Origin of the sequence: Paenibacillus flagellatus, assembly GCF_003217775.1 — a bacterium.
GTDB classification, from domain to species: domain Bacteria; phylum Bacillota; class Bacilli; order Paenibacillales; family NBRC-103111; genus Paenibacillus_AB; species Paenibacillus_AB flagellatus.
Genome location: NZ_QJVJ01000007.1, coordinates 211708 through 237360, shown reverse-complemented (window position 1 = coordinate 237360; position 25653 = coordinate 211708). Strand labels below are relative to the sequence as shown.

The window sequence follows — 25653 nt, the reverse complement described above, 5'->3', positions numbered from 1 at the left end:
CCCGCCGCGTTTAGATTTGGTACGATCTTTGCAGAAGTGCGGACGTCGGCGCCTCTCTGCCGGCTGTTCCCGGCGCGCCGGTACCGTCCGCCCCCCGTATCCGAAAACCCATTGCACGCAGCCGTTCGCCTCACCCGCTACGGCTCGCGCAGCAGCGGCTCGATCTGCTCCCGCACCCACCGCACCGTCTGTTCCGGCGTCAGCTCGCGGGCCCACAGCCGGTCCAATCCGCTCATGACCGCCGTGTCGATCGCCTGCCAGTTCACGTGCCCGGGCTGGAACCGGGCCGACGCCATCTGATCGATAACCGCCTGCTTCACGTTGGCGGGCGCGCCCGGCTGGCGCAAAAAAGCGTCCGCGTTCAGCACCGACGCGCGCGGCGGCACGAAGTAGACCGACGTCGCCTCGATCCCTTCCCGGCTCGCCAAAAACCGGAGCAGCGCCTTCGCCTCCTCGGGGTGCTTGCTTCCTTCGAACACGACGTAGCCCGCCTGGCCGAGCATCGGGACGGCCCCTTTCGGTCCGGAAGGCAGCGGGGCGATGTTCCAGCGGAAATCGCGGATCGTCCGCGCCACCGACACGTAGCTGTACACATCGAAGAACATGCCGACGCCGCCTCCCTCGAAGCCGGCCTGCTCGCCCACCTTCGGATGCGATCGCTCGTCGAACATCATCTCCTCCAGCATCCGCATCGTGGCCACGCCGGCATCGTCGTCCCACGCAAACGCCGTCATCCGCGCATTGAAGGGACCGCTGCCATGGGACCAAGCGTAAGATCCCAGCTGAATCCACGTCTTCCAATCGCGGAAAAAGTTCGCCCCGTACACGCGTTCTCCGCCCGAGCTTAAAGCGGCAATCGCCCTGGCCGATTCCCGGAACCGTTCCCACGTCCACCGTCCTTGCGCGTGCAGCGTATCCGGCGGCGTCAGCCCGGCCCGCTCGAACAAATCCGCGTTGTAAAACATGACGCTCGGAGGCGTGGAGAAGGGCAGCCCGTACAGCATCCCGTCTTCGCCGCGAAACATGTCCAGCGTGGACGGAATGAAGTCGCCGGGATCGAATCCCGCGTCCCGCGCCGTCTCCGACACGTCCGCCAAAATGTGGTTCGCCCTGAACTGGGGAATCATCCGGTCGGCCGCCCAGGCGATGTCGGGCAGCTCCCGGCCGGCGGCGAGCACCGACAGCTTTTGCTGGTATTCGGGATACGGAACCGACTCGAGCTCGATCGCGATATCCGGCCGGAGCTCGGCGAACCGGTCGAGCAGCCGTTCGTACATATCGAGATGCGACGGGTTTCCCCAAGTCATGAAGACCAGCTTGACCGGCTCGGGGGGCGCCCCGTCCCCGGCCCAGTCCCGCTCCCCGCCGGGCGGGAGCGCGAGAGCGATACAAACCGCGGCGGCCGCCGCCGCTGCCGCAAGCGAGACGACGATCGATCGTTTGCCCATGCCGGGCCTCCTTCCCCGTTCATCCCGGCTCCGTCCCGGCCGCCTGCCGCGCCCGGTAATCGCTCGGCGTCACGCCGGTCGCCTGCTTGAAGACGAGCATGAAATGCTTCGGACTTTGGTAGCCGGACAGACGCGCGACGTCGAATACTTTCAGCCCCGTCGTCGCGAGCAGATGCTTCGCCCGCTCGAGGCGCGCCTCCGTAATGTAGTCGGAAAGGTTCGATTGCGTCACCGCTTTGAACAGCTGGCTCAAGTAAGCCGGATTCAAGTGGACGATATCCGCCAGCGTCTGCAGACGCAAATCGCCGTCGGGATGCGCTTGGATGTGCGCCTTCACCTTGCGGATCAGCTGGTGGCTCTCCGCCGGAGGCCGCTCGGGAACGTCGCCCGCGGGCGGCTCCTCCCGGACGCCCGACGTTTTGCGAATGAGCGCCTTCACCCTCTCCAGCGCCTGAATGAGCGCCGTCCGCCGAATCGGCTTGATCAAATAGTCGGCGACGCCGAGCCGCAGGGCGCCGTGGGCGTAGGCGAAATCGCTGTGGCCGCTGACGATGACGATCGGCAGGTCCGGGTACCGCTCGCGGATTTTGGCGCAAAGCGCAAGTCCGTCCATCTCCCTCATCCGGATGTCGGTAATGACCGCGTCCGGCATATCGGTTTTCAAAATCGCCAGCGCCTCCTTGCCGTGGGACGCCTCCCATCCGATCGCGAATTCGCTCGTCACCTGCGGGATCCAATGCCGGAACCCTTGCCGGATCACTTCCTCGTCCTCCACGAGCAGCACTTTATACATCGCCATCGTCCCGCTCCTCTCCTTCCCCGATCGGCAGCGTAATCGTAAACGAAGCCCCCGCGCCGGGGCTTCCGTCGATGTCCAGGTCGGCCCCGTCGCCGTACAGCAGACGGATTCGCTGATAAATGTTGGCCAAAGCCATCCCCCCGCCTTCGCCGCTCTCGAACGTCGGGGGCCTCGACATGGAGCGCTTCAGCCGTTCGATCGCCGCTTCGTCCATCCCGCATCCGTCGTCCCGGACGATCAGCAGCAGCTCCCGTTCGAACCGGGCGACCGCGATCCAGATCGTCCCGCTGCCGTCCCCGATGCCGTGATAGATCGCGTTTTCGACGAGCGGCTGCAGCAGCAGCTTCGGAACGGCGACGTTGCCGAGACGGTCGTCGATATCGTAGACGACGCGCAGCCGGTCGCCGTACCGCATCTGCTGAATCCGGACGTAGGAGCGGATCGATTCGAGCTCGCGGTCGAGCGGAATCATCCGGTCGTACTTGTCGATCGAGTGGCGGAGCAGCGTCCCGAGGGCGGTCACCATGTCGGACACGTCTTCGTTGCCGCGGCGGACCGCCATCATGTTGATCGATTCCAGCGTATTGTAGATGAAATGCGGGTTGATCCGGCTGAGCAGGGCGGCGAGCTCCGCCTCCTTCTCCCGCAAGCCGATGACGTACACTTCGTTGACGAGACGGTTGATCTCCTCGACCATCCGGTTGAAGCTCGCGTTCAGCTGCCCGATCTCGTCCTTGCTTTCCGCCGGCAAGCTTTCGCGGAAATTGCCCAGCTGAACGCGGAACATTTTGCGCCGCAGCTCGATCAACGGCTTGCTCAGCCGGTACGAAAAAAACATCGCCAGCCCGCAAGCCGCGGCGAGGCAAAACAAGCCGATCCCCGTTATGAACGCGCGCATCCGCTTCGACTCTTTCAAAATCGTATCGACGGGGACGACGCTGATGACCCGCAGCCCGGTCGCGGACGAGCGGTCCGCGAAGGCGTAGTAGCGGTCCGAGCCGATATCCAGCCGCCGGCTCGCCGCCTCCGCGCCGAAGTCCGGCAACGGCGGCAGCGGAACGCCGGGGTCGATCCGCTTCTCGAAAAACGGCTCGTTGTCCCCGTTCACGACGACGATCGTGCCGTACTCCTCCACGTCCCAATTCGATAAAATCCGATCGAACAGCGACAGCTTCAAATCCATCTTGATGATGCCGAGCGCCCGGTTCGTATACGGCTCGCGCAGCAGCCGGGCGAACGAGACGACGTCTTCTCCCCCGCCGTCCGGCATATAGGACGGCGTGTGCCTGGCGATCAGGACGCCCGCCCCGTCCGCCGCCGCCGTCTTCCGGTACCAGCTTTCCTCGCGGAACCGGTCGGGCAGCTTGACGAGCGAAGGGTCCATGTTCGTGAAGGCGTAGCCGTCGTTCGTCATGATCTGGATCGACTTCAGCTCCGGCCGGTTGAACAGGATGCCGTGAATGTACGACGACATTTTCTCCATGTTTCGTACGGACGGAAGCGAGTCCGGCCGGGCTTCGCCGTGCTTTTTCAAAACCGCGACGACTTCCTGGTCGTACAGCGGCATAAGCGACAGCCGCTGCATTTCCGTAAACGTCGTGTCCAAATGCTTGTTGATCTGATCGGCGATCCGCAGCGTGTAATCGGCCGTCTTCCGCTTCACGACCGAAGAAAAGTCGTGGTACGCGACGTAGCTCTGAATCGCGAATGGAAGCGTTATCAACAAGATGAAAATCGAGACGATCTTCGTCCTCAGGCTCATATTCGCGAAAAGGGCGAAGCCCGGCTTCGGTATCGGCCCCATCGGCGGCCACCCACTCTCCAGTTAATTCCAATTCCAATATAAAACAGATTGTCCGGATTGAAAAGAGCCCGGCCGCCCGGATACGGCGATAGTTCCGGGCAGCAAGAAAACGCCGCGTGCGGCTTGCGGCTTGTCGGGGACGTCCGCAAAGACGTTTCCCGGCAAGCCCGGCCGTACCCGGCGTCGTTTGGAAAAGAACGGCGCAAGCCGTCACTCGTGTCCTTTGCCCGGCTTCTTCTTCGTCTCCACCGTCAGCTCGAGCGGATCGCTCCGGTTGCCGGCGGCGTCCAGCGCGAACACGCGGAACGAATACGCGTTGTTTTTCTTCAACCCTTTGACCGTCATCCCGGTCGATCCCGTTTGCAGCACGTTGTCGTCGAAGCGGACTTCGTACCGGACGACTCCGACATTGTCCGACGCGGCAGGCCATTTCAGCTCCACCTTCGTCGTCCCGTTGCCGTCCGCGGTCAGTCCGGCCCCCGCGGGCCACGTCGGCTTCGTCGCATCCGCCGGCGCCGGCCCTTCCGTCACCGCAAGCGTGTGCGAAGCGGTATGCGCTCCGTAGGTCGCCGAGATGACGGTTTGCCCCGCGCGATAAGCGGTGACCGTGCCGCCGTCGTCGATATCGGCGATCGACGGATCGGCACTTGCGTACGAGACGCCGGACGACGGGAACCCGACCGTTCCGTCGTCGCGGACGGCGACGACGGAGACGGAGCGCGTCTCGCCGGTCCGCATGGCCGACAAGCCGTCGAGCGCCAGGCCGACAACCGGAACCGGCGCGTCGTCCGGCTTCGCCAGCGTTATCGTGCCGTTTCGGGCGATCAGCCCGAAATAGCCGGGCTTCCGGATCGCACCAACGGCCGTATCCAAGTAATCGAACACGGTTTCCCCGTCCACGGTCATGATCAGCCTGACCCCGCCCGCCTCCGGGACGGCGCCCAATTGAAGGCGGCGCTCCTCGTTGAACGGCAGCATCGTGTTCGGAATGGCCGGACCGGCCAGGCTCGGATAGCCCGGAATATCGCCGTAGATGACGGTTCGCGCCCCGGCGTTGAACCGCTGCAGCTCGATGCCGCCCGCGGACACGACCGCCAAATACGTATCGTCGGCGCTATAGCCGAGCGTTTCGCTTTGCTTGCCGAATTGGAGCGCGTACCAGCTCGAGGAGGCGTTGATCGTCATCTTGAAATCGAGCAGCTCCCCGCCGAATTGGCGCCCTTGATAGACGGCGTGCCCGCCGTTCGGCGTCCCGATCGTGATGCGGCTGTCGCCGCTTTGGACGTTGTTTCCCCCTTCGGGCGATACATGCCACGAACCGGCATCGTCGATCTCGCGGCGCAGCGCGTACGGCTCGGCCGTTCCGCCGCCCCCCACTTTCAGATGGTAGTAGCCTTTCCGTTCCGTTCCCTTATAGGTACCCGAAAGCGCCAGCACGGCGGAGCCGGCTTCGCGGGCGGTCAGGACGCCGTCCGTCGTGACGGACGCGACGGCCGGGTTCGACGACGAGAACGCGACGGCGTCCAGCTCGACCCGATTGCCGAACGTCGTATTTCCGTACGCCCGGAGGGCGGCGGTAGCGCCTTGCTCGGCGTAAGCGACGTTGCCGGCGACGCCTTCCAGCCGAATATCCGAGAGCGTCTCGCCCACGAATACGTCCGCCTCGATCGTTCGCAGCACGGAGCCGTTGACGATGTCGATCGTCACCTTCGTGCTTCCTTCCCGCAGCCCCGTTACCTTGCCTTCGCCGTCGACGGAAGCGACCGACGCGTCCTGCACCGAATAATATAGGCGGCTTGTATCGAGCGTCAGCGGCCGGTCTTTGCCGTCCTTGGCGGCAAGCGCCACCGGCTGCGTCTCCCCGACGTTCAGACGGACCGGTTCGGCGGTCCATCGGCTGACGGCGCCGTCGGCCAGATCGAGATAGCTCGGCTGCAGTCCCGCATTCCCGATAATCGCGAGCGCCTCGGACGGCCAGTCGGCGTCGGGGAAGACGCGGGTATCCCGGAACACGTTGTCGAAGCCGTTGTCGATATAGGCGGACTCCGTCGTATAGTTGCCGACGAATTCCTGGTCGTGGATCGTGGCCGCCCATGCTTGCGCCCACCGCTTGGAGCTGTGCCATGGCGGCGATTCGCGCAGGTCGATGACGTTGCTTTCGTATTTCCAGTACGCCGATCCTTCATCAGCATACAGCGGGGCCCCGATGTCCATCTGGTTGCGAATGTAGTTGCCGGCTACGACGTTCTTGTCCTCGGCCGTCGCGCCCGACGTGCCGAGACTGTAGAAGGCGCCTCCGTCGCGCAGTCCCATCCCCATCAGGTCGTAGATCAGATTGTTGCGAATGTTCACGTTGCGGGTGACGGGATCGAAATCCTTTGTCCAGCCGTAGCCGATATGGGTTCCGCTGTAAGGGATGTTGTAGATTTCGTTGTGGCTGATATCCATATCGACCGGGAAGCCCGCGGATATGGCGGCGGCCGACATGTAATCGACCCCGATATCGTGAATGTAGTTGTTGACGATATCGTTGTTTTTCATCCACTTGCGCTTGTCGGCCGAATGATACACGTCGGGATCGTTCGAATTCGGCTGGCCGACGTTGATCGCGCCTCCCGAAATGTCGTAGAACCGGTTCCCTTCGATCAAGCCGTTCTGCACGCCGTTCTGCATGCGGATTGCGGTAATGCCCAGCTTCGCGAAATCGTTGCGCTTGAAATGGACCGTGTTGGCCAGCTCCAGCTCGATCGCGGCGTCGGGAAGCTCGTCGGGCTTGCCCGGATAGCGAAGGTGGTTGTTCTGCGCGTCGGAATGGCCGAAACTCGTGCTCGGCCGGTTCCAGGCGCTGTACCGAAACCGCAGCCCTTCGAACTGCAGGTTCCGCACCGGCCGGTCGGCGGACTCGCCGGAAATGTCCAGCAGCCGTTCCAGGACGGGCGCCACGACTTCGGCGGCGGACAAATTTTCCCACGCCCGAGGCTTGTAGTACACATATCCGTCCGTCCGGCTGTAATACCATTCCCCGGGACGGTCGATCAGCTCGTACGCGTTCTCGTAATAGACGGGCACGGTCGCGGAGGTCATCCCTTTGTTGGACGCCGCCGCCCAGCCGGGATTTTCCATGACGATTTGAGCCTTGCCGCCGGCCAGACCGACGCTCTGCACGTTCACCCGCGGATTCGTCCACTGCTCCCGGTAGACGAACTCCAATTCGCTTGCATCGCCCCATGCGGCGAGGAACGTGTCGTCCGACACGTAGCCGTCGGCCGTCTTCAGCGGGTTGGTCAGCCCGCCCTCGCTTCTGGCGCGGACGGCGCGAACGCCGTCGACGAACAGCTGCCTCGTGTTCAGCCCGCCGACATATGCTTTGTAAATGCCGTTTACGTTGTCATGCTCGGTCCAGCCGGTTATCGTCCGCCCTCCGCTGATGACCGCCTCCTCGCCGGGGTAGCTCCGGTACGTGACGAAATGGCCGTTCCGACCGGAATCGTCCGGTCCGAACCGGAGCGTATCGTCCAGCGTATACGTGCCCTCCCGCAGCAGGACGACGATATCGCCGGCCATGGCCCCGGTCAGCTGCCGGACCGCTTCCTGCGCCCGCCGGATCGTCCGGAACGGCGCCTGCTCGGTCCCCGGGCTGCCGTCGTCGCCGGACGGCGCTACGTACAGCTCCTTCCATACGGTGCGGGGCGCGACCGTGACGGCCGTTTCGCCGCGAATCGTTCCGTCGGCGTTGGCCGCATATACGGTCGCGGTCCCCGGACCGACGCCGGTCAGCTCGCCGTATTCGTCCACGGTCGCGACCTGCGGATCGTCCGTTCCCCATACGATCCGGGTATCCGTATGGTTGGCCGGCGCGATTTCGGCCTGCAGGTAGTGCCGCGAGCCGACCGGAACGGCCGAACCGACCGGGGCGATGGTTATGCCGGTTATCGGCACCACATAGACGTTGACGGTGACGGTAGCCGCCGGAATCGGCTCGAGGGGCTGCGCGGCGATGACCGCCGTCCCCGGGGAGACCCCCGTCACGACGCCGTTCGCATCGACGGACGCGATATCCGGGCGGTCGGACGACCAGCTCGCGGTGCGGACCGTCGCGTCGGCCGGCTCGAAGGCGAGCGGCAGCCTCACGGAAGCCCCCTTCGCCACACCGTAAGCCGGCTGCGGGAACGACACGCCGATCGCCGGCTTGTAGGAGGAGATTTGGAAGTCGTCGAAATACGCCGAGCCGACGCTGTCCTTGTAAATGCCCAAATAAAAGCCGTTCGGCGCGACGCCGGCCGTCCAAGGCTCGCGGGAAAGCTTCGGCGCCCCGTCGATCGACAAGTCGAAGATGCCGGCCTCCGAATCGGCCATGACGTCGACCTCGTACCAAACCCCGGCCTCGTAAGGCGCGATGGGCGTCCAGAACGTTCCGCCCTGCTTCATATAAGCGAATTGTCCTTCGTAGAGGGCGAATTTGATCACGACGGCCCCGTTTTTGAGCGTCGGCAAATAAAACACCGCCCCCGTCTGATCCGCCTTCACCTTGTACGTCATCGTCATTTTGGCGGCGCCCGCGGGAATCGTTTTCTCGATATTGTAGGAGGAGGCCGATTTGCCGTTTTTCTCCAGCTTGAGCGCTTTCCCGGCGATGCCGTCAACCTGCTCCACGACCGCCCGGACGACGTACGGATCGGGGGCGGGCTCTACCGCCGCCGGGGGAGCGGGAATTTTCCAGTTCGCCGGCTTCGTCCCCGGCGCGTACGACTCGAACGTCTCGTTCAGCAAGTCCCCCGCGGCGTATACCGGGAACGGGCCCAACAGGCCCAGCCCCAACAAAACCGCAAGGAAAGCGCAACCAATTCCCGGCCATCGAAGCAAACGACTCATCCACATCCCGCCTTTTCCACAAAATTTGGATCGTACGCCATCACTATAAGTCCGCCGGCCCTTCCCGCTCCATATTCCTTTTTCCGGTATATCGGCGAATCGGTATACAACTTTCTTGCACAAAGGGAGTATTCATTTGCAGGAAATGATTATTTTGGGAAACGGAGGAAATGAAATGAAAAAGTTCATTTTGGGGTTCGTGCTGGGAGCGTCTCTCTTCTCGCTCGCCCGAATCGAAGCGTCCGGATGGCTGGAGGAGGTCGTCCTCTACCCCGTCAAGCTTCTCGTCAACGGCAAGCTGGCGACTTCGGCGTCGGATACCGATTATCCCGTCCTGAATTACAAAGGGAGCGCCTATGTGCCCATCCGGCTCGTCGCCGAGACGATGAACGCGAAGGTGATCTTTTGGGATGAAGAGGAGAAGGTCATCTCCATTAACGATCCTCGAGCGGAGCTGCCCCGTTCCTACAAGCCGGATTTGGCCCGGCAAAACGGAGACGTCGTTTCGATTACCGAGGGAGAAGCCTACAACGAAAGCCGGCTCGCCGAGTTCGCCCTGAACGTCGAGCATCACGTCGACGATTGGGTCCGCATCGTCCGGTACACGATGGAAGGCGACCCGATCATCCGCATGGCCGTGTACGCCGACGGCGTCATCGCTTATTCGGCCGACAGCACGCGCGACCGATTCGGCGGGGCCGAAAACCGGAAAGCGGAATGCGCCTCCCTCGTCCGCACGGCCGGAGAAGCCGACGGCAAACGGTATACCGACTATACGTTGACGGGATGCGGTCCCGACCGGGAATCGATCAACCTGTACCGGTGGTTCGCGAAATGAAACGGACGGGACAACCCGGTTGTCCCGTCCGTGGCTTCCGCCCGTCCGGGCGAGCTCCGTTTACACGCCGTACGGGTCCGCCTGCAGCCGAACCCGCTCCCCTCCCGAATCGGACAGGCGGATGTCCCGCACGTACGCGTACGCCGCTCGCGGCACTTCGCCGTCCGGCTCGTCGACGTCGCGAATGCGGACCGTCTCCAAATACGCCGCGACCGCATCGAGCGACGCCTCTCCGTCCAGCACGACGACCGCCCATCCCGCTTCCAGGCGAGGGTGGACGACCGTTTCGGCGGCGCCGTTCCGTTCGAGCAGCACCTGCCGAAGCTTGAGCCGGCCTTTCTCCGGCTCGACGGCGATCCGCATCGGCACCCGCTCCTCCCTGCCGCACGGAATGCCGCGCAGCGCCGTCAGGGCGACGGTCGCCCGCGGGTACGGCAGCACCTGCCACTCCCGGCCGTCCGATCGGGTCGTCATGGCGATCGGGCGTCCCGCGTAGCGATGCACGACCCATTCGTCGGCGATGGCGGCGGCCCGGTTATGTACGCCGGACATGCTGCGTACGGTCAGCAGCACGTTTCCGGCTTGGGCGGATCGCGTTTGCACATCGGGAAAGAACGATTCCCGGAACAGCGCGGGGGCCAAATACGACGTCCGGTACGATTCGCCCGGATGCGTGCGGACCTCGTCGCCGAGATCGACGTACCACCGCACGAACGATAGCTGCTCCCCGGCAACGCTGAAGCTTGCCGGAAACGACTGCCACCCGAGCCCCCAAGTCGGCCATTGATAGCTGCCGGGAATGACCGGAAACCGGTTGAGGCTGCCGAGCCTCGTGTGACGGCCGATCCAGGAATAGGCGCGGCTGTCGTCGAAAATACGCTCCGTCCGCTCTCTCGGCACGGGCTGGCGCGTTTCCTGCGACGTCCGGCTCCCGGCCGCAAGCTCGTCTCCGAACGGTAGGAAGAGGAGCAGCCCGTTCAAGGTCAGCCGCCCGGGATCCAGCTCCCTGATTCCCCGAACGCCGGCCGCGACCCAAAGCGGATCGGGCCGTACCGTTTCCCCGGAGAAGTTATAGCTGCGGATGGCCGGCACCGGCTCTTCGCCGTCATGGAACCGCAGCATTCCGTACAGCTCCTCGATCCTTCCGCGAAGGCGGGCGCCCAACGAATGCATCCGCCCGTCCAGCACCGTCGCCGCGATCTGCAGCGAGATGACGATAACGGCGATGTAGGCGACGCTCATATTTTCTCCCCATCCCCAGCCCCGCCGTTCCGTATAATCCTCCCATCGCTCGAAAAACCGGATGCCCGCCTCGACGTACTCCTCCCTGCCCAAAATCGCCGAAACGGCCAGCAGCATGGCGCCGTCGCTTACGATCTTGTTCGGATAATACAAGGTCGGGAGAAGGCATTCGCGGCGGAACCATTCGCCGGCATGGGCCAGCATGTCGTCCATGATCCGGGCGTGGCTCGCCGGTATCGCTTCCGGATGCCACAGCCGCAGCAGCACGAGCGGGCGGACGATGAAGAAAGCCGCGTTCGTATCGTTGACGTTCGACTCTTCGGCGTACCAGCGAAACCCGCCGTAGTGCGGGTCGGCCCGGTCCGTCCGCTGCAGCTTCGCCAAAGCGCGGAGCATCTCTCCGCCTTCGGCCTCGCCCAGCCGGCCCAGCAGCGTGCCGAACGCGTAGACGTGCGCCGTTTGCCGCCCTTCGCGGCAATGCGCCAAGTGGGCGATTTCCTTCGTGTGTCCCGGGCGGTCCAGCCGGATAAGCCCTTCTTCGACGGCAAGCCGCTCCGTTTCGCGATCATAGGTCCGTTCCAGCAGCGACCGGATTTCCGGTTTCATGGCGTTCCCTCCGCTTCGTATCGATTCATCCGCCTTCAATCGGAACGCGCCCCTTGCGGGACGCGTTCGCGGCCTACTTCATCTCGTACAAATCTTTCATCAGCAGGGCGGAGTCTTTGTTGTCCCGGTACCATTTGTCGTAAAAGTCGTCCACCTTCGTCCCGCCGGCTTTCTCCCACGCCGCCTTCGCGTCCCGGATAAACTGCTCGGCCGTATAGCCGCTTCCGCCGACGATCGCCTTGTTCGCCATATCCAATATCGTTTTGTTCGCATTCGTGTTGATTTGGGCCAAATCCTGCGGCAGCAAGGGCAGGAAGTCGCGGTGCGTCACGCCGGGCATCGGACGGCTCGCGTCCACGTACGCCTTGCGTCCCTGCTTGAGCGCCTCGATCATGTCCTTCTCCGCCGGCGACGGATTCGTCTTGTTCTCGAGGCCGGTGCACGCGTCGGGAGCCAGCGAAGCCAGCATGTTCATGTCGGCGATGTAGCTGACCTCCTTCTTCGTCTTCTCCGGATCGATCGGCTCGGGACAGCCGTTTGCCCCTTTCTTGTAATGCTCCCCCTCCAAGCCGTTGCCGATCGTCGTCTTGAAGCCGTCCGAGGACATAAAGTCGATCGCGCGGATGACGGCGGCCGGGTCCTTGGCGGAGGCGTTGACGGCTCCCGTGATTTGGATCGGGTTGTTCAGCAGCGGGCTGAACTGTCCGAATTCGGTTTTCGGCAGCGCGATCGGCACGATTTCGGCATCGGGGACGTTTTTCTTCAGCGTCTCGTAATTTTTCACGTTCAAGGAGCTTCCGTAAATGCCGACTTTCCCGGCCATCCAGTCCTGCGCCGATTTCGCCCCGTTTTTGTCGGTGACGAAGTCCTTATCCGTATAGCCGGCGTCGTAGACCGTTTTCTGGAACGCGATGGCCGCCTTCAGCCGGTCCCAGTCGTGCACGATCTTGTCGTCCCGGAGCATCCACGGGTACTGGTCGGTCCCGAACAGCGTAAAGCCGTTGCCGAACATATGGTTCAGCACGATGCCGCTGATGAAGCTGAGGGCGATCCCCTGCGTATCTTTTTTGCCGTTGCCGTCGGGATCGTTCTCGGTAAACGCTTTCGCTACCGCGAGCAGCTCGTCCGTCGTCGTCGGAACCTGCAGGTTCAGCTTTTTCAGCCAATCGGCCCGAATGAACAAGTAATGGTTCGGATCCATATTGTACGGCCGGCCGAGGAAATACATCTTCCCGTCGGGCATCGTGGCCGCTTTTTTCAAGGCCGGATACCGGTCGAGCCTCGCCTTGTATTCCTTGCTGTATTGGTTGATCAGATTGTCGAGCGGCAGGAGCTGCTTCTGGTTGTACAGCTGGCCCAGGTACGACCGGTCGAACTCCATGATCAGGTCGGGAGCGGAGCCCGACGCGAACAGCACGTTGTACTTTTGCAGCGACTCCCACCGCGGAATCGGAACGAACTTGACGTCGGCCGGGCCGTTCGCGTTCACCCATTTCGTCCATCGGTTGTTGTCCATCGTGCCTTCTTCCGCCGGGATATTGCCTCTGTCGTACAGCGAGACGGTAATCGAGCCGCGCTTCTCCGCCGCGCTCGCCCCCCCGCTCCCCGTTCCGCCCGTCCCCGCGGCCGTGCCGCCGCTATCCTTGTCGCTGCAGCCGACGACGGCCGCGAGCAGCGCCAGCGCGACCCCCGCGGCCATCCGGCTTATGCTCCGCAACGTTTTTTTCATGTTTCCGTGACCTCCCCTTCGAAATACGTGAATCGTTCGTGATCCCGCGATGTTGCCGCCCGGTCAGCCTTTGATCGCCCCGATCATCACCCCTTTCGTGAAATATTTTTGCAGAAACGGGTACAGGACCAGCATCGGGACGACCATGACGATGACGCCCGCCGCCTTCATGCCTTCCGGCGTCACGTTGACCGTTTCTTCCGGCCGGAGGCTGTTGATTTCCGTCACGATCGACTGGCTGCGGATCATTTGCTGGATCAGGACGGTCAAGTTGTATTTCTCGGGGCTGTTGATGTAGATGAGCACGTTGAAAAACGAATTCCAGTACTGCACCCCGTAAAAAAGCGCGATCGTCGCCAGCATCGGCAGCGACAGCGGCAGCATGATCCGCAGCAGCAGCGCCCATTCCCCGCAGCCGTCCATCCGGGCCGCTTCCTCCAGCTCCTCGGGAATGTTCTCGAAAAACGAGCGCATGATGAGCATATTGAACGTGCTGATCAGGGCCGGGAGCCATAATGCGCCGTACGAATCGACGAGCCCGAGCTGCTTGACGACCAGGTACGTGGGAATCAGCCCGCCTTGGAACAGCATCGTGAATACGATCGCCAGCGTCCAATATTTGCGTCCGTAGAACGCTTTCCGGGACAGCGGATAGGCGGCCATAATCGTAAACGCCATGCTGAGCGCCACGCCCGCGAGCGTAATCGTCACGTTGTTGAGCAGCGCGTCGACAACCGGCGTCCCCCGGAACAGCAGCGCGTACGATTCCGTCGACCAATCGACCGGCCATAGCGTCACGAACCCGGACTGCACGGCGTCTTTGCCGCTCAGCGACAGCGCCGCGAGATGGACGAGAGGCAGCAGGCAGATCAAGCCCGCCGCGGCCAGAACGGCATAATTGAAGCCGTAAAACAGCTTTTCCGCAAACGTATCCTTCACGCGCGCACCTCCTACCATAATTCGCGGCCGAACCGTCTGGCGATCGCGTTCGCGAGCGCCACGAGGACGAGGCCGACGACCGACTCGAACAGGCCGAGCGCCGCGGTCAGGCTGAATTGGCCGCCCTGCAGCCCCATTTGGTAAATGTACGTGCTGATGACGTCCGACACGTTCGAGACGATCGAGTTTTGCAGAACATACACTTGATCGAACCCGACCTCCATGACGCGTCCCATCGCCAAAATCAGCATGAGGACGATCGTCGGGCTCAGTCCGGGCAGCGTAATATGCCGCACCTGCTTCCACTTGCCCGCGCCGTCCAGGCTCGCCGCTTCGTACAGGCTCGGATCGATCGTCGTCATCGCGGCCAAGTAGACGATGGCGCTGAACCCGGCTTCCTTCCATATGCCGGAGCCGAGGAAGATGGCGATCCACGACCCTTCGTGGAACAAGAAGGCGAACGGCTCTCCGAGCCATCTCGCCACAAGGGCGTTAATCATGCCGCTCTGCGAAAACAGCGTAACGACAATGCCCCCCACGATAACCCACGAGAAAAAATGAGGCAAATAGACGAGCGTCTGCACGGTCCGCTTGAACCACGCCCGACGAACCTCGTTCAGCAGTATCGCCAGCGCGATCGGAAAAGGAAACCCGACGAGCACCGTCAGCACGCTCAAGACGAGCGTATTGCGGATAATTTGGACGGACTGCGCCTGCGTGAACAGGTGCTCGAAATTTTGCAGGCCGACCCACCCGCTGCCCCATATCCCCTCGTAGAACGTATAGTTTTTGAACGCGATGACGAGCCCCAGCATCGGCGTATATTTGAACACGGCGTAAAATGCGACGACCGGCGCGAACATAAGCCAGAGAGGCACGTTTTGCCGGAACCGGCGGTTCGTCCGAAAGCGGCGTTCGCCCGATGCGGCTTCGCTCTTTCCGTCCGGCCGGGCGTCGATGGCGGGATTGGCCTCCATGGGGCACCTCCTTTCCGGGATGATGAGGGAATCGGCTGTCGTTTCCGTCACCACCATACCCCCGGGGAGCCGTGCCGGCAATATTCATTTTTCGCGTATACGGCCCGGGGTGTCGACGTTTTTCCCGTATAGGGCGCGAAGCCCGGTCCGCCCGGCAAGCTTCGTTTCCCGATCGGGTCGCCGGCGGCCAAGAACGAAACAACCGCCGGAGACGAATCCCCGACGGTCCGATTGCCGTTGAACATCCCCGATCCGCTTCACCCGCCACGCTCCTTGCGGAAGTCGCCGGGCGTCGTGCCGACCAGCTTCTTGAACGCGCGAATGAACGACATCGTATGCAAATAGCCGACCTTCTCGGAGACGCTCTGCACGGGCTCCTGCGTTTCCGTCAGCAGCCTTTTGGCATGCTCCATGCGCACCTTGGCCAAATAATCGACGAACTTCTCCCCGAACTCCTCCTTGAAAATGCGGCTCAGCGTCTTCACGTTCGTATCGAACGCTTCGCCGAGGAGGGCGAGCGACAGGTCCGGATTGCCGTAATGCTCCGCCACGTAATCGCGCGCCCGCGCGGCCAACGAATATTGCTCCCGGCCCATCCGCAGTCCCCGCAGCTGCCGGTCCGCCTCCCGAAGAATCGGCACGAGCTCCCGCCGTACCTCCTCGATCCATTCGAACTCGTCCGGCAGCCGCTCCAGCTCCGCCAGCCCGCCCGCCGTCCAAATATCCCGGTACTCCTGCGGCAGCTCCTGCATTTCGCGCCGGATCTGGGTTTTGAGCATGCGCACGAGGCTCGCTACGTCTTCCTTCGCATACACGCCGGCTGCGATCGTCTGCAGCGTATGCGACAGAAGCGGCTCCCAATCCGGATTGCCCAGACGGAACAGCTGGGCCGTCTCGCGCATCGCCGTCACGAGGTTATCCACCCCCGTGCCGTCGGACAGCTTGCCGAATTGCGGATCGTACACGTACACCGCGTTCGGTCCGAGCGAAACTTTGCGCTCCGCGGCCGCCGAAGCCTGCTTGTACGAATCCGGGACATCCCCCGCCGCATAAGCGGGCTCTCCGATGCCGAACGTGACGGTAAAGGCCAAGTATTGCTCCACCCAGCTTTTCGCCCGCTCCGATAGGGCTTTGATGCGGACGACCGATTGACGCGCGCCGGCCGCGTCGGATATTCGGTACAGCAGGACGAGTCGGTTCGGGGCCATCCATTCCGCCCATACGCTCTCGCCCGCGTCCGCCACGATCTCCTGGATGGCGCCGCGCAGCGTAAATTTGAACAGCGCCTGATCCCGCCGGGAATACCGCTCCGTAAACGGCTGGAAGCCGTCGATTTCGGCCACGGCGACGATCGCGCATTCGAATCGTCCTTCGATGCCGAGCTTTTCCGTCTCCCGGCTCCATTCCTCGGCCGATAACCGGACCGTGCCTTCCATCAGCTCTCTGAACAAATGGAGCCTGCGGTACAAAACGCCTTCCTCGTGCGCCTTCTCGAAGCTGTTCGTCTGCTCGATCAAGCTTTCCAGCGCGCTTCCGATAAAGTCGAATTCGTCCCCGCCGACGTCCTTGCGAACGAGAGCGTTCGGCTTCGCCGCAAACGCGTGAATGCGCCGGAGCACCTGTTCGAGCGGCCGGTAATGGCGGTGGCTGATATAGGTCATCGCGGCGATTCCTCCCGCTACGACCGCAAATCCCAAGACGACCCAGACGTACGACAACGCGGATACGAAAGCGAATCCGCTCGCCTTCTGGAGCCCGGCATACAGACTCCAGCCCGTATAGGATGAAGTCAGCACCGTCCGGTCCGCATCGCGCTGTTCGCCGGCCGGGACGCAGCGCCGGTCCGGTCCGGCGAAGCTCGCGCCGGTATCGTCGGCCAGACACAGACTCGCGCCGCCGTTCAAGTTCATGTCCCGCAGCAGCGCCTCCAGCGACCCGGCACGCACGTTGACGACGATCAGCCCTTGTTCGCCGGAATAATACGGCACCTTCTTCACGAGGGATACGATCGGCCGGGTCGGATTGTCCTCGGAGAACGGTCTCATGCTGCGTATGCCGCTCCACCAATACAAGCCGGGACGCCGCATCGCTTCCGCGACGAACTCGCGGTCCCCGAACGTCGCAAGCTCGGCGGTGAAGCTGTCCAGCAGCACTTTGCCGTCCTTCGCGCGGTACAAATAGACGGAATCGATCATCGGAAGCGGCTCCATGAAATCCCGGATCGCGTCGGTCGCCTCGTAGTAGGCGTAGGTCGGCTGTTCGCCGGGGCTGGCGAAAAAGGCGGCGACCTTCTCGTTCAGCAGCAAGTTTTTGCTCGCCATCGTGTCGACGCTCTTCAGCGTGCTCTCCACGATCTGCATCACCTGGCCGGCGAACAGCTCGCCCGCTTTCAGCGACTGCCGCTTCGTAAGCTCGTTCATCGTCATGAAAAACAGAAGCATCAGGCAAAAGACGGCCGCGAAAAAGATCGGAATATACGACAGGATCAACCGGTAAAACCACTTTTTGGGCATGACGCGCCGCTCCTATCCATCGACGGACTTATCCAACTATTGTAATCGGTATCACTCGGAATGAACATACGGAAGCCGGCAACCCGGGATTGAGGTGCATATACCATACCGCGGGGGATCGCTTCCCGCAATATTCATTTTTCTCGTCTATCGAACCGGGCCGGCCGTATGGTTGGGATTGCCGTTTCCGTTATTTGTAGCAGGTAGCGAGAATGGAGGATGCGTATGGAGAATCGGTTTATCGACGGGATCGAGTACAACGAAATTCCGGTCCCCGATCTGGATGCGGCGGTCGATTGGTATTGCGGCAAGCTGGGCGCCCGGCTCGGCTTGAGGAACAACGCCTTGGCCATCGTCGAGTTTTCGACGGGACCGAGCTTGTTTTTGGTCCGGACGGCCGACGAGACGGCGGCCACTTTCCTGGTCGACGGGGAGGACCATTATACGATCGGGTTTCGGGTTCGCGACATCGGCGGGTTTCGCGACTATTTGCTGGGACTGGGCGCGAAGGTCGGAGCCCTGCAGGATGAAGGGCGGGTCGGGCTGTTTTTCACGTTTTACGATCCGTTCGGTAATATGTTCGACGTGCACCAACCCCCGATCCGAACGAACGACAAGGAGGCGTAAATCACAATGAACAAAACGCAGATCCCCCTGCACAAACGGATCGCCGCCGTCTTCATGCACGCGGCGGACTTGAGGCGCTCGGCGGAATGGTACGGCGAATTGCTCGGATGGCCGGTCGCGGAGGAGCGGTTGAACCGCGGTCCGGTTTACCGGTTCGAATTGCCGGGGACCGCGCTTGTACTCGACAACGGCTCGTTCGACGAACCCGATCCCGGAAAACGTGCGGCGCCGCAGCCGCTCGTCATGCTGGCGTGCGACGATATCGACGCGGCCTACGACTATATCCGGACGAAGGCGGAGCCGCTGTCCGAGCCGGTGCGCGGCCCGGGAACGGCGTTTTTCGACTTCCGCGCCCCGGACGGCCGGGTGTATAGGGTGGGCCGGCCGGAGGACGGCGATGACGGGAAACCGGCGCCCGACAGCGCAAGTCCCGTTCGTCCCCGAATCGGCGGCGTTTTTATCAACGTGCGGGATATGAAGGCTTCGGCCGCCTGGATCAGCGAACTGCTCGACGTGCCGCTGCGTGCGGAGGAGACGGACGACTCTATTTATGTGATTCCGAACGTCCGGGGCGCCGACCTGATGCTCGACGATAACCGGGCGCGCCGGGGCGAAACGTTCGAAATTCCGCTCATGTTCGATTGCACCGACATCGATGCCGCATACGCGCATGCGGCCTCGCGCGGAATGAGCGTCTTTCAGCCGATCGAGCGCCACGGCGACGTGTCCTTTTTCACGCTTCGGGATCCCGACGGCAACCTGGTGATGGTGTGCCAAAGCACGGAGGGGGAGATCGACGGCTACACGCTGGTGCAGCTTCCCGTTACGGATCTTCGGCGCGCGGTCGCCTTCTATACGGAGGTGCTCGGATTCGTGCCGGAGCATCCGGAGCGGCCCGTCGCGGAACATGCGTTTCTGCGGACGAGATCGGGCGGCGGGCCGGGGCTGCACCTGCTCGAAGTCGCGGAGTCGGAGTTCAAGACCGGCCACTGGTCGCATGGCGGCAAGCCGGTGCACGGACTGGAGCTGCACAGCCGCGACATCCGTTCGCTTCACAAGCGGCTTCTGAAGGCGGGCGCCCGCATCGAGGCGGAGCCTTACTTCGTCGAGCCGTGCGGCAGGTACGTGAAGTTTTACGACCCGGACGGACATCTCCTATGCGTGAATCAAGGAATGTAGCCATGTGCAAGCCGCGGCCTAAGTCGTTCTCGTTCTACGACCCGGACGGGAACGATATCGAGGATTGGAGTAAGGAGACTCTATGAAAACGACGATCTATATGGTCCGGCACGCCGAAGCCCCCTTCGTGTTCGGCGAAGAGAGAACACGGGGGCTTTCGGCGAAGGGCGTCGAGGATGCGAAGCGGGTCGCCTCCCTTCTCGCCTCCGTCGATGTCCACGAAATGGTTTCAAGTCCGTACGCCCGCGCGAAGATGACGATTCAATACGCGGCGGAGCAAAAGAACCTCGACATCGTCGAATACGAGGAGCTCGCCGAGCGCGCGATATTAGGACTCGACCGCGAGGCCCCGTGGGACGTGCTGGTCGAGGCGATCCGGCGATCCTTTACAGACAAAGAATTCGCACTCGAGGGCGGCGAATCGACGCGTCAGGCACAGCGTCGGACGATCCCCGTTATCGAGAAGCTGCTGGAACGACACCGAGGGCGCACCATCGTCATCGGCACGCACGGCAACATCATGACGATCATCCTGAATCATTACGACGAACGGTTCGGGTTCGACTTCTGGAAATCGACATCGATGCCCGACATCTATAAGCTGACGTTCGACGGCAGCCGGCTCGAGAGCGTCGAGAGACGGTGGAGCTAGAGGCTTGGGGCCGCCGATTCGGAACGGGTCGCCGTGCGGTGCGGCGACGTCCCCTTGTTTGCCTATCGGGGGCGATCTCCCGTATACTGTCTTATGACTATTTTCCGATGAAAGCGGCGTGGTCCTACCGATGTCGATCTCTATCCGCTTCGAGAAGCTGCTGGAGCGGCAGTTCGTTCATAACGAAGGAAAAAGCTTGTTCTACGAGAAACCGGACGGGGAACCGCCGTTGACCCCCGCCGAACATACGGTGCGATTTCTGCAGAAACACGGGGGCCGCTTCGTCGATTGGGTTCGTTCCGCGGCCGAAGCGGACGACCTCCGACCTCTGCTTCGAAAGCTGGCCCGATCGTGCATGACGAGCTTCATGAAGGCGAACCCCTACGTTCATTTTCAAGCTGCGCATCATGCCGAGCTTGAGCGGTTGTACAGGCGCTCGCTGCAGGAGATATGCGGGACGCTCGTCCGCCGCGAGTTTTTGGCGGAACGGGACCTGGTCGAATGCTTTCGATGTCATTACGCGCGGCTGCGCTCGTTCCTGAGCCGAACGAACGGGACGGAGCTGTTTCGTGCCTATGCCCGCAGTCCGCATATTCCGCCGATCGCTTACGCGGAATATTCGCCGGAGCTGCAGCTGAACGTGCTCGGCCTACATGAGGACCGCTTGCTCCAGCCCATTCTCGATATCGGGTGCGGGGCGCAAGCGAGGCTCATCCGGTATTTGCGCGAATACGGTCTCGCCGCCAGCGGTCTCGATCGCTGGGAGGTCGAATGCGGCGCCGCATGGTCGTCTGCGGACTGGCTGTACGCGGATTACGGGACCGGTGTTTGGGGAACCGTCATTTCGCACATGGCGTTCTCGAACCATTTTCGCCACCACCATCTGCGCAAGGACGGTCTGGCGGAGGACTACGCCCGAGCCTACATGAACATCGTCCGCTCCCTCCGGCCCGGCGGCTGCTTCGCTTATGCACCGGGACTACCCTTTATGGAAGAACCGCTTGCCCGCGATCCGCGTTTCCGGATCGAAACGCAGCCTGTGGTCGGTGCGCTCGAGGCAACGCGGGTAATCCGCATCCGGTAGAGGCGTTCGCCGGATGCTTTACCGTGACGGCCTCCGAATCCGCCGATAGGCAGCAGAAGAGCCGCACCTGCCGATTCAGGTAGCGGCTCTTATCCGTTGCATTCGTATGGAGCGCTTGAGCGAGGCTTCGGACCGAGTATGCTGCGCAGTTCCCAAAACAAATATTCTCATACGACCCCGACGAGCTTACCGGCAAGTCGCGGGTGTCGGACTTAGCGCCGCTAGGTCAGGCGATCGAGTTAACCTCTGCCCATTATAGCGGGCTTTTTTCGTTTTTCCAGGAAAAGTAAGCCGTCCTTGCGCAAGCCCCAGGCTGCGATCCAGGCCATCAAAACGCAGCCGGTCGCGGCCAAAAATGCGTCCGAATAGTTTACAGCCTCCAAATGGTACAACGGGTTCCACGATTCGGAGGCTTCTTGGCGCGCAGACAGCAGCGCCCCCAGGATGCCTGCTCCGACGCCCGCTCCAAGGTATAAAGCACCTTGGAACAATCCGATGCCGATGCCGACCTGATCTTGCTTCAGTGCGCTTGCAGCCGCGTTATTAGCGGGAGAAGCCGTCAGTGCGAACGCGATCCCCGCGAACAAAACGCCTATAGCCACAAGGGCCGGGGACGCGCCGGAGGCCACCGTCGACAAGTAGAAGGTGGACAGGCCCATGACCGTCACGCCGGCGACGATCAGCCTTCTTGTCCCGATCCGATCCGATATGCGGCCGACAAACGGCGACAAGATCGCAACCGCCGCCCCTCCCGGGAGCAAGGTCCACCCGGCTTGTCCCGCGGAGAGCCCGTTCACTTCCACAACCATGAGGGGGACGAACACCAGAACGGCGAAATAGGCGAACATGGTAAATACGGCCACCAGGATGGAGCACACATAGTATCGGTTGCGGAACAAGGCCAAGGGGACGAACGGCTCCGCTATGGAGACAGACCGCCACACGAATGCAATCCCCGCTAGAAGCGAGCCGATAAACGAACCGATCGAAGGGAAGGAAGCGAAGCCGCTCATCCCCCCTTGGGTTACGGCGAACAACAGAAGTCCCGTTGCAAGGCCCAGCAGCGCCCCTCCGCCATAGTCGATGTTGCGCCGACGACCGTCCGGCGACTTTAAGCCAATCGACGGCAGCACGCGCAGCGCAACGATCAGAATGAAGATCGTCAGGACGAAGGTGATCCAAAACAAGGACGGCCAGCCCGCCCATTGTCCGATCGCGCCTCCGAAGATAGGTCCTCCGGCCGTTCCGACGCCGATGCTGCCGGAGATTACCCCGAGCGCTCCTCCCCGTTTGCCCGGCGGCCATAACGTTGATACGGCGACGATCGAAAGGACCGGAATCGCCGCCATCCCCGCGCCTTGAATCATACGTCCGAGCACTAGAACGGGAAGAGTCGGCGCGACAGCACACAACAGGCAACCGGCCGATAAGAGAGCTACGGCGGAGCCATACAGGCTTCTTAGCTCGATGACATCGGACAAGCGCCCATACAGCGGAACGCCGACCGCCAGAACCAGGGCGACCCCGCTCACGACCCAGCTGATTTGCGCTTCCGTTGCCGCAAATTGTTCCCTTACTAGAGGAAGAACGGGGGTGACCATATCCACGGTTATAGCGGCAACCAAAACGGATAGTGCGAACACGACCAACAGAAGCGCTTTCGAGGCCGGATTCCGGCCTGGCCCGGATGACGCGCCGTTCATAGGTACTTTCATTTTATAGCCTCCTGAATATCAATTTTTCTTTCAGGAGGCTTGATCATCCGCTTTCTTTTCCGTCCGTCTCACCGCTTCCTAAAACGAATTTCCATGCGACATACAAAAATCTTATTCAATGGATTCATATCCATCAAGGGTCAAGTTAATGTAATTAAAACTATACCGTTCCAAAACCCGCGACATGAACGTGCGTCACAAGTTCAAACAAAAAACGACCCGGCTTCCTCCTCCGAAGAGAGCCGGTTCGTTCCCATCTTCCCCTAAACCCGTACGCCGAGCTCCCGTTCGACCATCGCCGCATGCTCCAGCACGGTGTCCACCGGCGTGTCGAACTGATACTCGATAATGGACCGGAACGGATGACGCAAGCTGCGCAGCACTTCCCAGATCGGCTCCCAGGCGATCGTCCCTTCCCCGATCGGCTGATGCAGGTCGTCGACGCCGTCGTTGTCGTGCAGATGGACCGCGCCGAGCCGGTCGCCGAGCGTCCGCAGCAGCTCCGGCGTGTTCCAGCCGTTGATGTGGGCGTGCCCCACGTCCACCAGGGCGGTGATCGTCGGGATGTCCTCGAACAGCCGGACGAACTCGTCCTGATCGAACAGCGCCCCCTCGCGGAAGCCGACGTTCTCGACGGCCAGCTCGATTCCGAGCCGCTTGGCGTCGTCGCCGAGCCGCTTCAAGTTTTCGATCGACCTCGCTTGAGAAGACTTCCGCAAAAAGAGCGGCGTCGAGTACAGGCTCGGATGCAGCACCACCTGCTCTGCGCCGATATGCGCGGACCAGGCCAAGCATTCCTTATAGACGGCATACGAATATTCCGCGAGCATCGGGAAGCGGGCCGACGCCAAATTGAGCTCCCAGATCGGGGAATGGACGCTGATCGGTCCCGGATGCCCCCGGAACCGCCGAAATTCGTCGTCCCAATGGACCGGCTCCGTCCAGTTCGGTCCGTCCATCGACAGCTCGAGTCCGCCGGACCAGCGGTCGAGCAGCTCCTTGCAATCGTCGATCCGGTTCATGTAAGGCAGCATGTTGATGAATACGGTCACAACTATCCCTTCCTTCGCTATGTTCATTGTTCTTAGTTCTTCCAGCACCGATCTTTTCCGTCAATCGAGCACGATTCCAGCCTGTTCCAGCAATTGCCCCCACGTACGCAGACTGTGCCGCTTCGCACCTCGGGAAACCGGGTTCGTGAAAGCAAGCAGCCGGTCGTCCGCATCGCGGATTTCGAACCGTCTCCAGACGTAATCCCGGCCTTCCCACGAAAACGCCGTCTCGTACCGGTACGGATCACTCGCGATTTCCTTCGTCTCGACGACGCCTCCGTTCTCGATGACGCGAAGCCGCTTCCCCGCGGCCCCGGCGACGGTCAGCTCGCACCGCACCTTGACGTCCCCGGACCCGCCGTCCAGCGCCTCCGTCAAATCATCGCCGAACGCGAACTTGCTACCTCCGGCCCGGATGGCGACCTGCAGCTCCGGTCCGCGCGTGACGTAGACGCGGCCGGCGCGCAGGCCGTCCACGATCGCCTCCGGCGACAGCCGGTCGGCCAGCACGCAGGTGACCGGATCTCCGATCGAATCGGGCGGGCACCCTTCCTCGTAGCTTTCATCGGGCCGCAGATGGGTGTCCGAGCCGCCGACGCCCGGTATCCGGTAGCCGTCGTTCCAGAGCCAATTCCACAGCTCCATCGTCCGCTCGGTCAAGGCGTGGGTCGACGTCCGCGTCGGGCTGTTCCACAGTTCGAGCAAATCGATGCAGGCGAGCGGCGTATCCGGGTACCGCCATGCGAACCGGCCGGCCAGCGGATGGTTCAACGTTCGCACCGCCCCCCGCGCCGCCGCTTCCTCCATCAGCCGGTTCTGTCCCTCCTGGCTGTGCATGCCTCCGTCGTCGCTTCCGGTGCCCCAGCCGTCGATCCACTCCCGCAGCCCGAGCGCGTTCCAGTCGCCTTTGCCGAACGAGGTGAATTCGATGCCGGGAATGACGAGCGGAAGCCCTCGAGGCCAGCTCCCGGGCCATACGTTGTGCTCGGTGACGAAGAAGAAATCGAGCCGCTTCGCCTCGGCCTGGCGCGTCATTTCGCGAGGCGACAACCGGCCGTCCGACAACGTCGTATGTCCGTGCAGGTCGCCCCGGTACCAGCGCCGCTCGGGCGCTCCCCTGCACGCGCTCCAGTCGTACCGGTTCAGCGCCGCCTGGCTCCCCGCTCCTTCGCCTTCGGACCAGACGTCTCGCTCCTCGTCCCGGGTCACGATATCCTCCGGCGGCTCTCCGTCCCCGATCTCCCATTCGAGCTCGAATTCCCCGGGGACGCTTCGCACGAATTCGATCGTCCATTCGCCCGGTACGATGTCCCCGGCTACGGCGGTCGGACTCGTCCAATACGGATCCCGGTGCAGCAGCGCGGCGCCCGGCTCGATCACGTCCAGATGCGTGTACCGCATCCGCCCTTCGGGATCGCGTACGACGAGCTGGCGCCACGTCCGCGGCTTCCCGTAACCGAACCGGATCGAAAGCCACGCCGCGCGACGCTCCACCCGGAACGCGACAGCGGCTCCCGGCTCCTCCCAGCGTACCTTCGACTTCCCGCTCCCCGCGGCGTTTCCGTCCGTTGCCATGC

Annotated in this window: 17 protein-coding genes; 5 read left to right on the top strand and 12 right to left on the bottom strand. The window is 62.4% G+C overall.

Annotated features, from left to right (window positions below; translation table 11 throughout):
- Positions 1-137 precede the first annotated feature (137 nt).
- From DLM86_RS16855 to DLM86_RS16840, 4 genes are all read right to left on the bottom strand, one after another.
- A complete protein-coding gene (locus DLM86_RS16855; protein WP_110841215.1) occupies positions 138-1448 on the bottom strand; it encodes an ABC transporter substrate-binding protein in 1311 nt (436 codons plus the stop codon).
- 19 nt (positions 1449-1467) lie between these two features.
- Positions 1468-2247: a response regulator gene (locus tag DLM86_RS16850; RefSeq protein ID WP_342773092.1), complete on the bottom strand. Its 780-nt coding sequence runs from the start codon at positions 2245-2247 to the stop codon at positions 1468-1470.
- Complete coding sequence (locus DLM86_RS16845; RefSeq protein ID WP_245954667.1) at positions 2234-4051, bottom strand: cache domain-containing sensor histidine kinase; 1818 nt, start codon at positions 4049-4051, stop codon at positions 2234-2236. The genes DLM86_RS16850 and DLM86_RS16845 overlap by 14 nt, the downstream gene beginning before the upstream one ends.
- A gap of 210 nt (positions 4052-4261) precedes the next feature.
- Positions 4262-8854, bottom strand: a complete 4593-nt coding sequence (locus DLM86_RS16840; protein WP_158289514.1) for an Ig-like domain-containing protein — start codon at positions 8852-8854, stop codon at positions 4262-4264.
- 244 nt (positions 8855-9098) lie between these two features.
- Between DLM86_RS16840 and DLM86_RS16835 the strand changes: the two genes are divergently transcribed.
- Positions 9099-9761 (top strand): DUF4362 domain-containing protein, encoded by a 663-nt coding sequence (locus DLM86_RS16835; protein WP_158289513.1) that lies wholly within the window; start codon positions 9099-9101, stop codon positions 9759-9761.
- Positions 9762-9821: 60 nt separating this feature from the next.
- Here DLM86_RS16835 and DLM86_RS16830 read toward each other — a convergent pair whose 3' ends face one another.
- The 5 genes from DLM86_RS16830 to DLM86_RS16805 form a co-directional block, all read right to left on the bottom strand.
- A complete protein-coding gene (locus DLM86_RS16830; protein WP_146250229.1) occupies positions 9822-11609 on the bottom strand; it encodes a hypothetical protein in 1788 nt (595 codons plus the stop codon).
- Positions 11610-11682: 73 nt separating this feature from the next.
- On the bottom strand, positions 11683-13338 hold the full coding sequence (locus DLM86_RS16825; protein ID WP_110841211.1) for an extracellular solute-binding protein: 1656 nt from the start codon (positions 13336-13338) through the stop codon (positions 11683-11685).
- 63 nt (positions 13339-13401) lie between these two features.
- A complete protein-coding gene (locus tag DLM86_RS16820; RefSeq protein WP_110841210.1) occupies positions 13402-14277 on the bottom strand; it encodes a carbohydrate ABC transporter permease in 876 nt (291 codons plus the stop codon).
- Between the two features lie 11 nt (positions 14278-14288).
- Entirely contained in the window at positions 14289-15254 is a 966-nt protein-coding gene (locus tag DLM86_RS16815; RefSeq protein WP_110841209.1) for an ABC transporter permease, read from the bottom strand.
- 257 nt (positions 15255-15511) lie between these two features.
- Positions 15512-17767, bottom strand: coding sequence for a helix-turn-helix domain-containing protein (locus DLM86_RS16805; protein ID WP_110841207.1), 2256 nt, complete (start codon positions 17765-17767; stop codon positions 15512-15514).
- A 225-nt stretch (positions 17768-17992) separates the two neighbouring features.
- Between DLM86_RS16805 and DLM86_RS16800 the strand changes: the two genes are divergently transcribed.
- The 4 genes from DLM86_RS16800 (at position 17993) to DLM86_RS16785 (ending at position 21309) form a co-directional block, all read left to right on the top strand.
- Positions 17993-18394, top strand: a complete 402-nt coding sequence (locus DLM86_RS16800) for a VOC family protein (RefSeq protein ID WP_158289512.1) — start codon at positions 17993-17995, stop codon at positions 18392-18394.
- 6 nt (positions 18395-18400) lie between these two features.
- On the top strand, positions 18401-19573 hold the full coding sequence (locus tag DLM86_RS16795) for a VOC family protein (protein ID WP_110841205.1): 1173 nt from the start codon (positions 18401-18403) through the stop codon (positions 19571-19573).
- Positions 19574-19655: 82 nt separating this feature from the next.
- Positions 19656-20225, top strand: a complete 570-nt coding sequence (locus DLM86_RS16790) for a histidine phosphatase family protein (RefSeq protein WP_110841204.1) — start codon at positions 19656-19658, stop codon at positions 20223-20225.
- 130 nt (positions 20226-20355) lie between these two features.
- A complete protein-coding gene (locus tag DLM86_RS16785; protein WP_110841203.1) occupies positions 20356-21309 on the top strand; it encodes a class I SAM-dependent methyltransferase in 954 nt (317 codons plus the stop codon).
- 239 nt (positions 21310-21548) lie between these two features.
- Here DLM86_RS16785 and DLM86_RS16780 read toward each other — a convergent pair whose 3' ends face one another.
- The 3 genes from DLM86_RS16780 to DLM86_RS16770 all read right to left on the bottom strand — a co-directional run bounded on the left by DLM86_RS16780 (position 21549) and on the right by DLM86_RS16770 (position 25651).
- A complete protein-coding gene (locus DLM86_RS16780; RefSeq protein WP_110841202.1) occupies positions 21549-23024 on the bottom strand; it encodes an MFS transporter in 1476 nt (491 codons plus the stop codon).
- Between the two features lie 263 nt (positions 23025-23287).
- Positions 23288-24076 carry a sugar phosphate isomerase/epimerase family protein gene (locus DLM86_RS16775; RefSeq protein WP_245954665.1) on the bottom strand — a complete coding sequence of 263 codons (789 nt, stop codon included), beginning with the start codon at positions 24074-24076 and terminating at the stop codon, positions 23288-23290.
- Between the two features lie 60 nt (positions 24077-24136).
- Positions 24137-25651 (bottom strand): CehA/McbA family metallohydrolase, encoded by a 1515-nt coding sequence (locus DLM86_RS16770; RefSeq protein ID WP_110841201.1) that lies wholly within the window; start codon positions 25649-25651, stop codon positions 24137-24139.
- Positions 25652-25653 lie beyond the last annotated feature (2 nt).

Bases quoted from the DNA above. Each gene is read 5' to 3' on its own strand.
- DLM86_RS16855 (WP_110841215.1), bottom strand. From the start codon at position 1,448: ATGGGCAAACGATCGATCGTCGTCTCGCTTGCGGCAGCGGCGGCGGCC.
- DLM86_RS16850 (WP_342773092.1), bottom strand. From the start codon at position 2,247: ATGGCGATGTATAAAGTGCTGCTCGTGGAGGACGAGGAAGTGATCCGG.
- DLM86_RS16845 (WP_245954667.1), bottom strand. From the start codon at position 4,051: ATGGGGCCGATACCGAAGCCGGGCTTCGCCCTTTTCGCGAATATGAGC.
- DLM86_RS16835 (WP_158289513.1), top strand. From the start codon at position 9,099: ATGAAAAAGTTCATTTTGGGGTTCGTGCTGGGAGCGTCTCTCTTCTCG.
- DLM86_RS16830 (WP_146250229.1), bottom strand. From the start codon at position 11,609: ATGAAACCGGAAATCCGGTCGCTGCTGGAACGGACCTATGATCGCGAA.
- DLM86_RS16825 (WP_110841211.1), bottom strand. From the start codon at position 13,338: ATGAAAAAAACGTTGCGGAGCATAAGCCGGATGGCCGCGGGGGTCGCG.
- DLM86_RS16815 (WP_110841209.1), bottom strand. From the start codon at position 15,254: ATGGAGGCCAATCCCGCCATCGACGCCCGGCCGGACGGAAAGAGCGAA.
- DLM86_RS16805 (WP_110841207.1), bottom strand. From the start codon at position 17,767: ATGCCCAAAAAGTGGTTTTACCGGTTGATCCTGTCGTATATTCCGATC.
- DLM86_RS16800 (WP_158289512.1), top strand. From the start codon at position 17,993: ATGGAGAATCGGTTTATCGACGGGATCGAGTACAACGAAATTCCGGTC.
- DLM86_RS16795 (WP_110841205.1), top strand. From the start codon at position 18,401: ATGAACAAAACGCAGATCCCCCTGCACAAACGGATCGCCGCCGTCTTC.
- DLM86_RS16790 (WP_110841204.1), top strand. From the start codon at position 19,656: ATGAAAACGACGATCTATATGGTCCGGCACGCCGAAGCCCCCTTCGTG.
- DLM86_RS16785 (WP_110841203.1), top strand. From the start codon at position 20,356: ATGTCGATCTCTATCCGCTTCGAGAAGCTGCTGGAGCGGCAGTTCGTT.
- DLM86_RS16780 (WP_110841202.1), bottom strand. From the start codon at position 23,024: ATGAAAGTACCTATGAACGGCGCGTCATCCGGGCCAGGCCGGAATCCG.
- DLM86_RS16770 (WP_110841201.1), bottom strand. From the start codon at position 25,651: ATGGCAACGGACGGAAACGCCGCGGGGAGCGGGAAGTCGAAGGTACGC.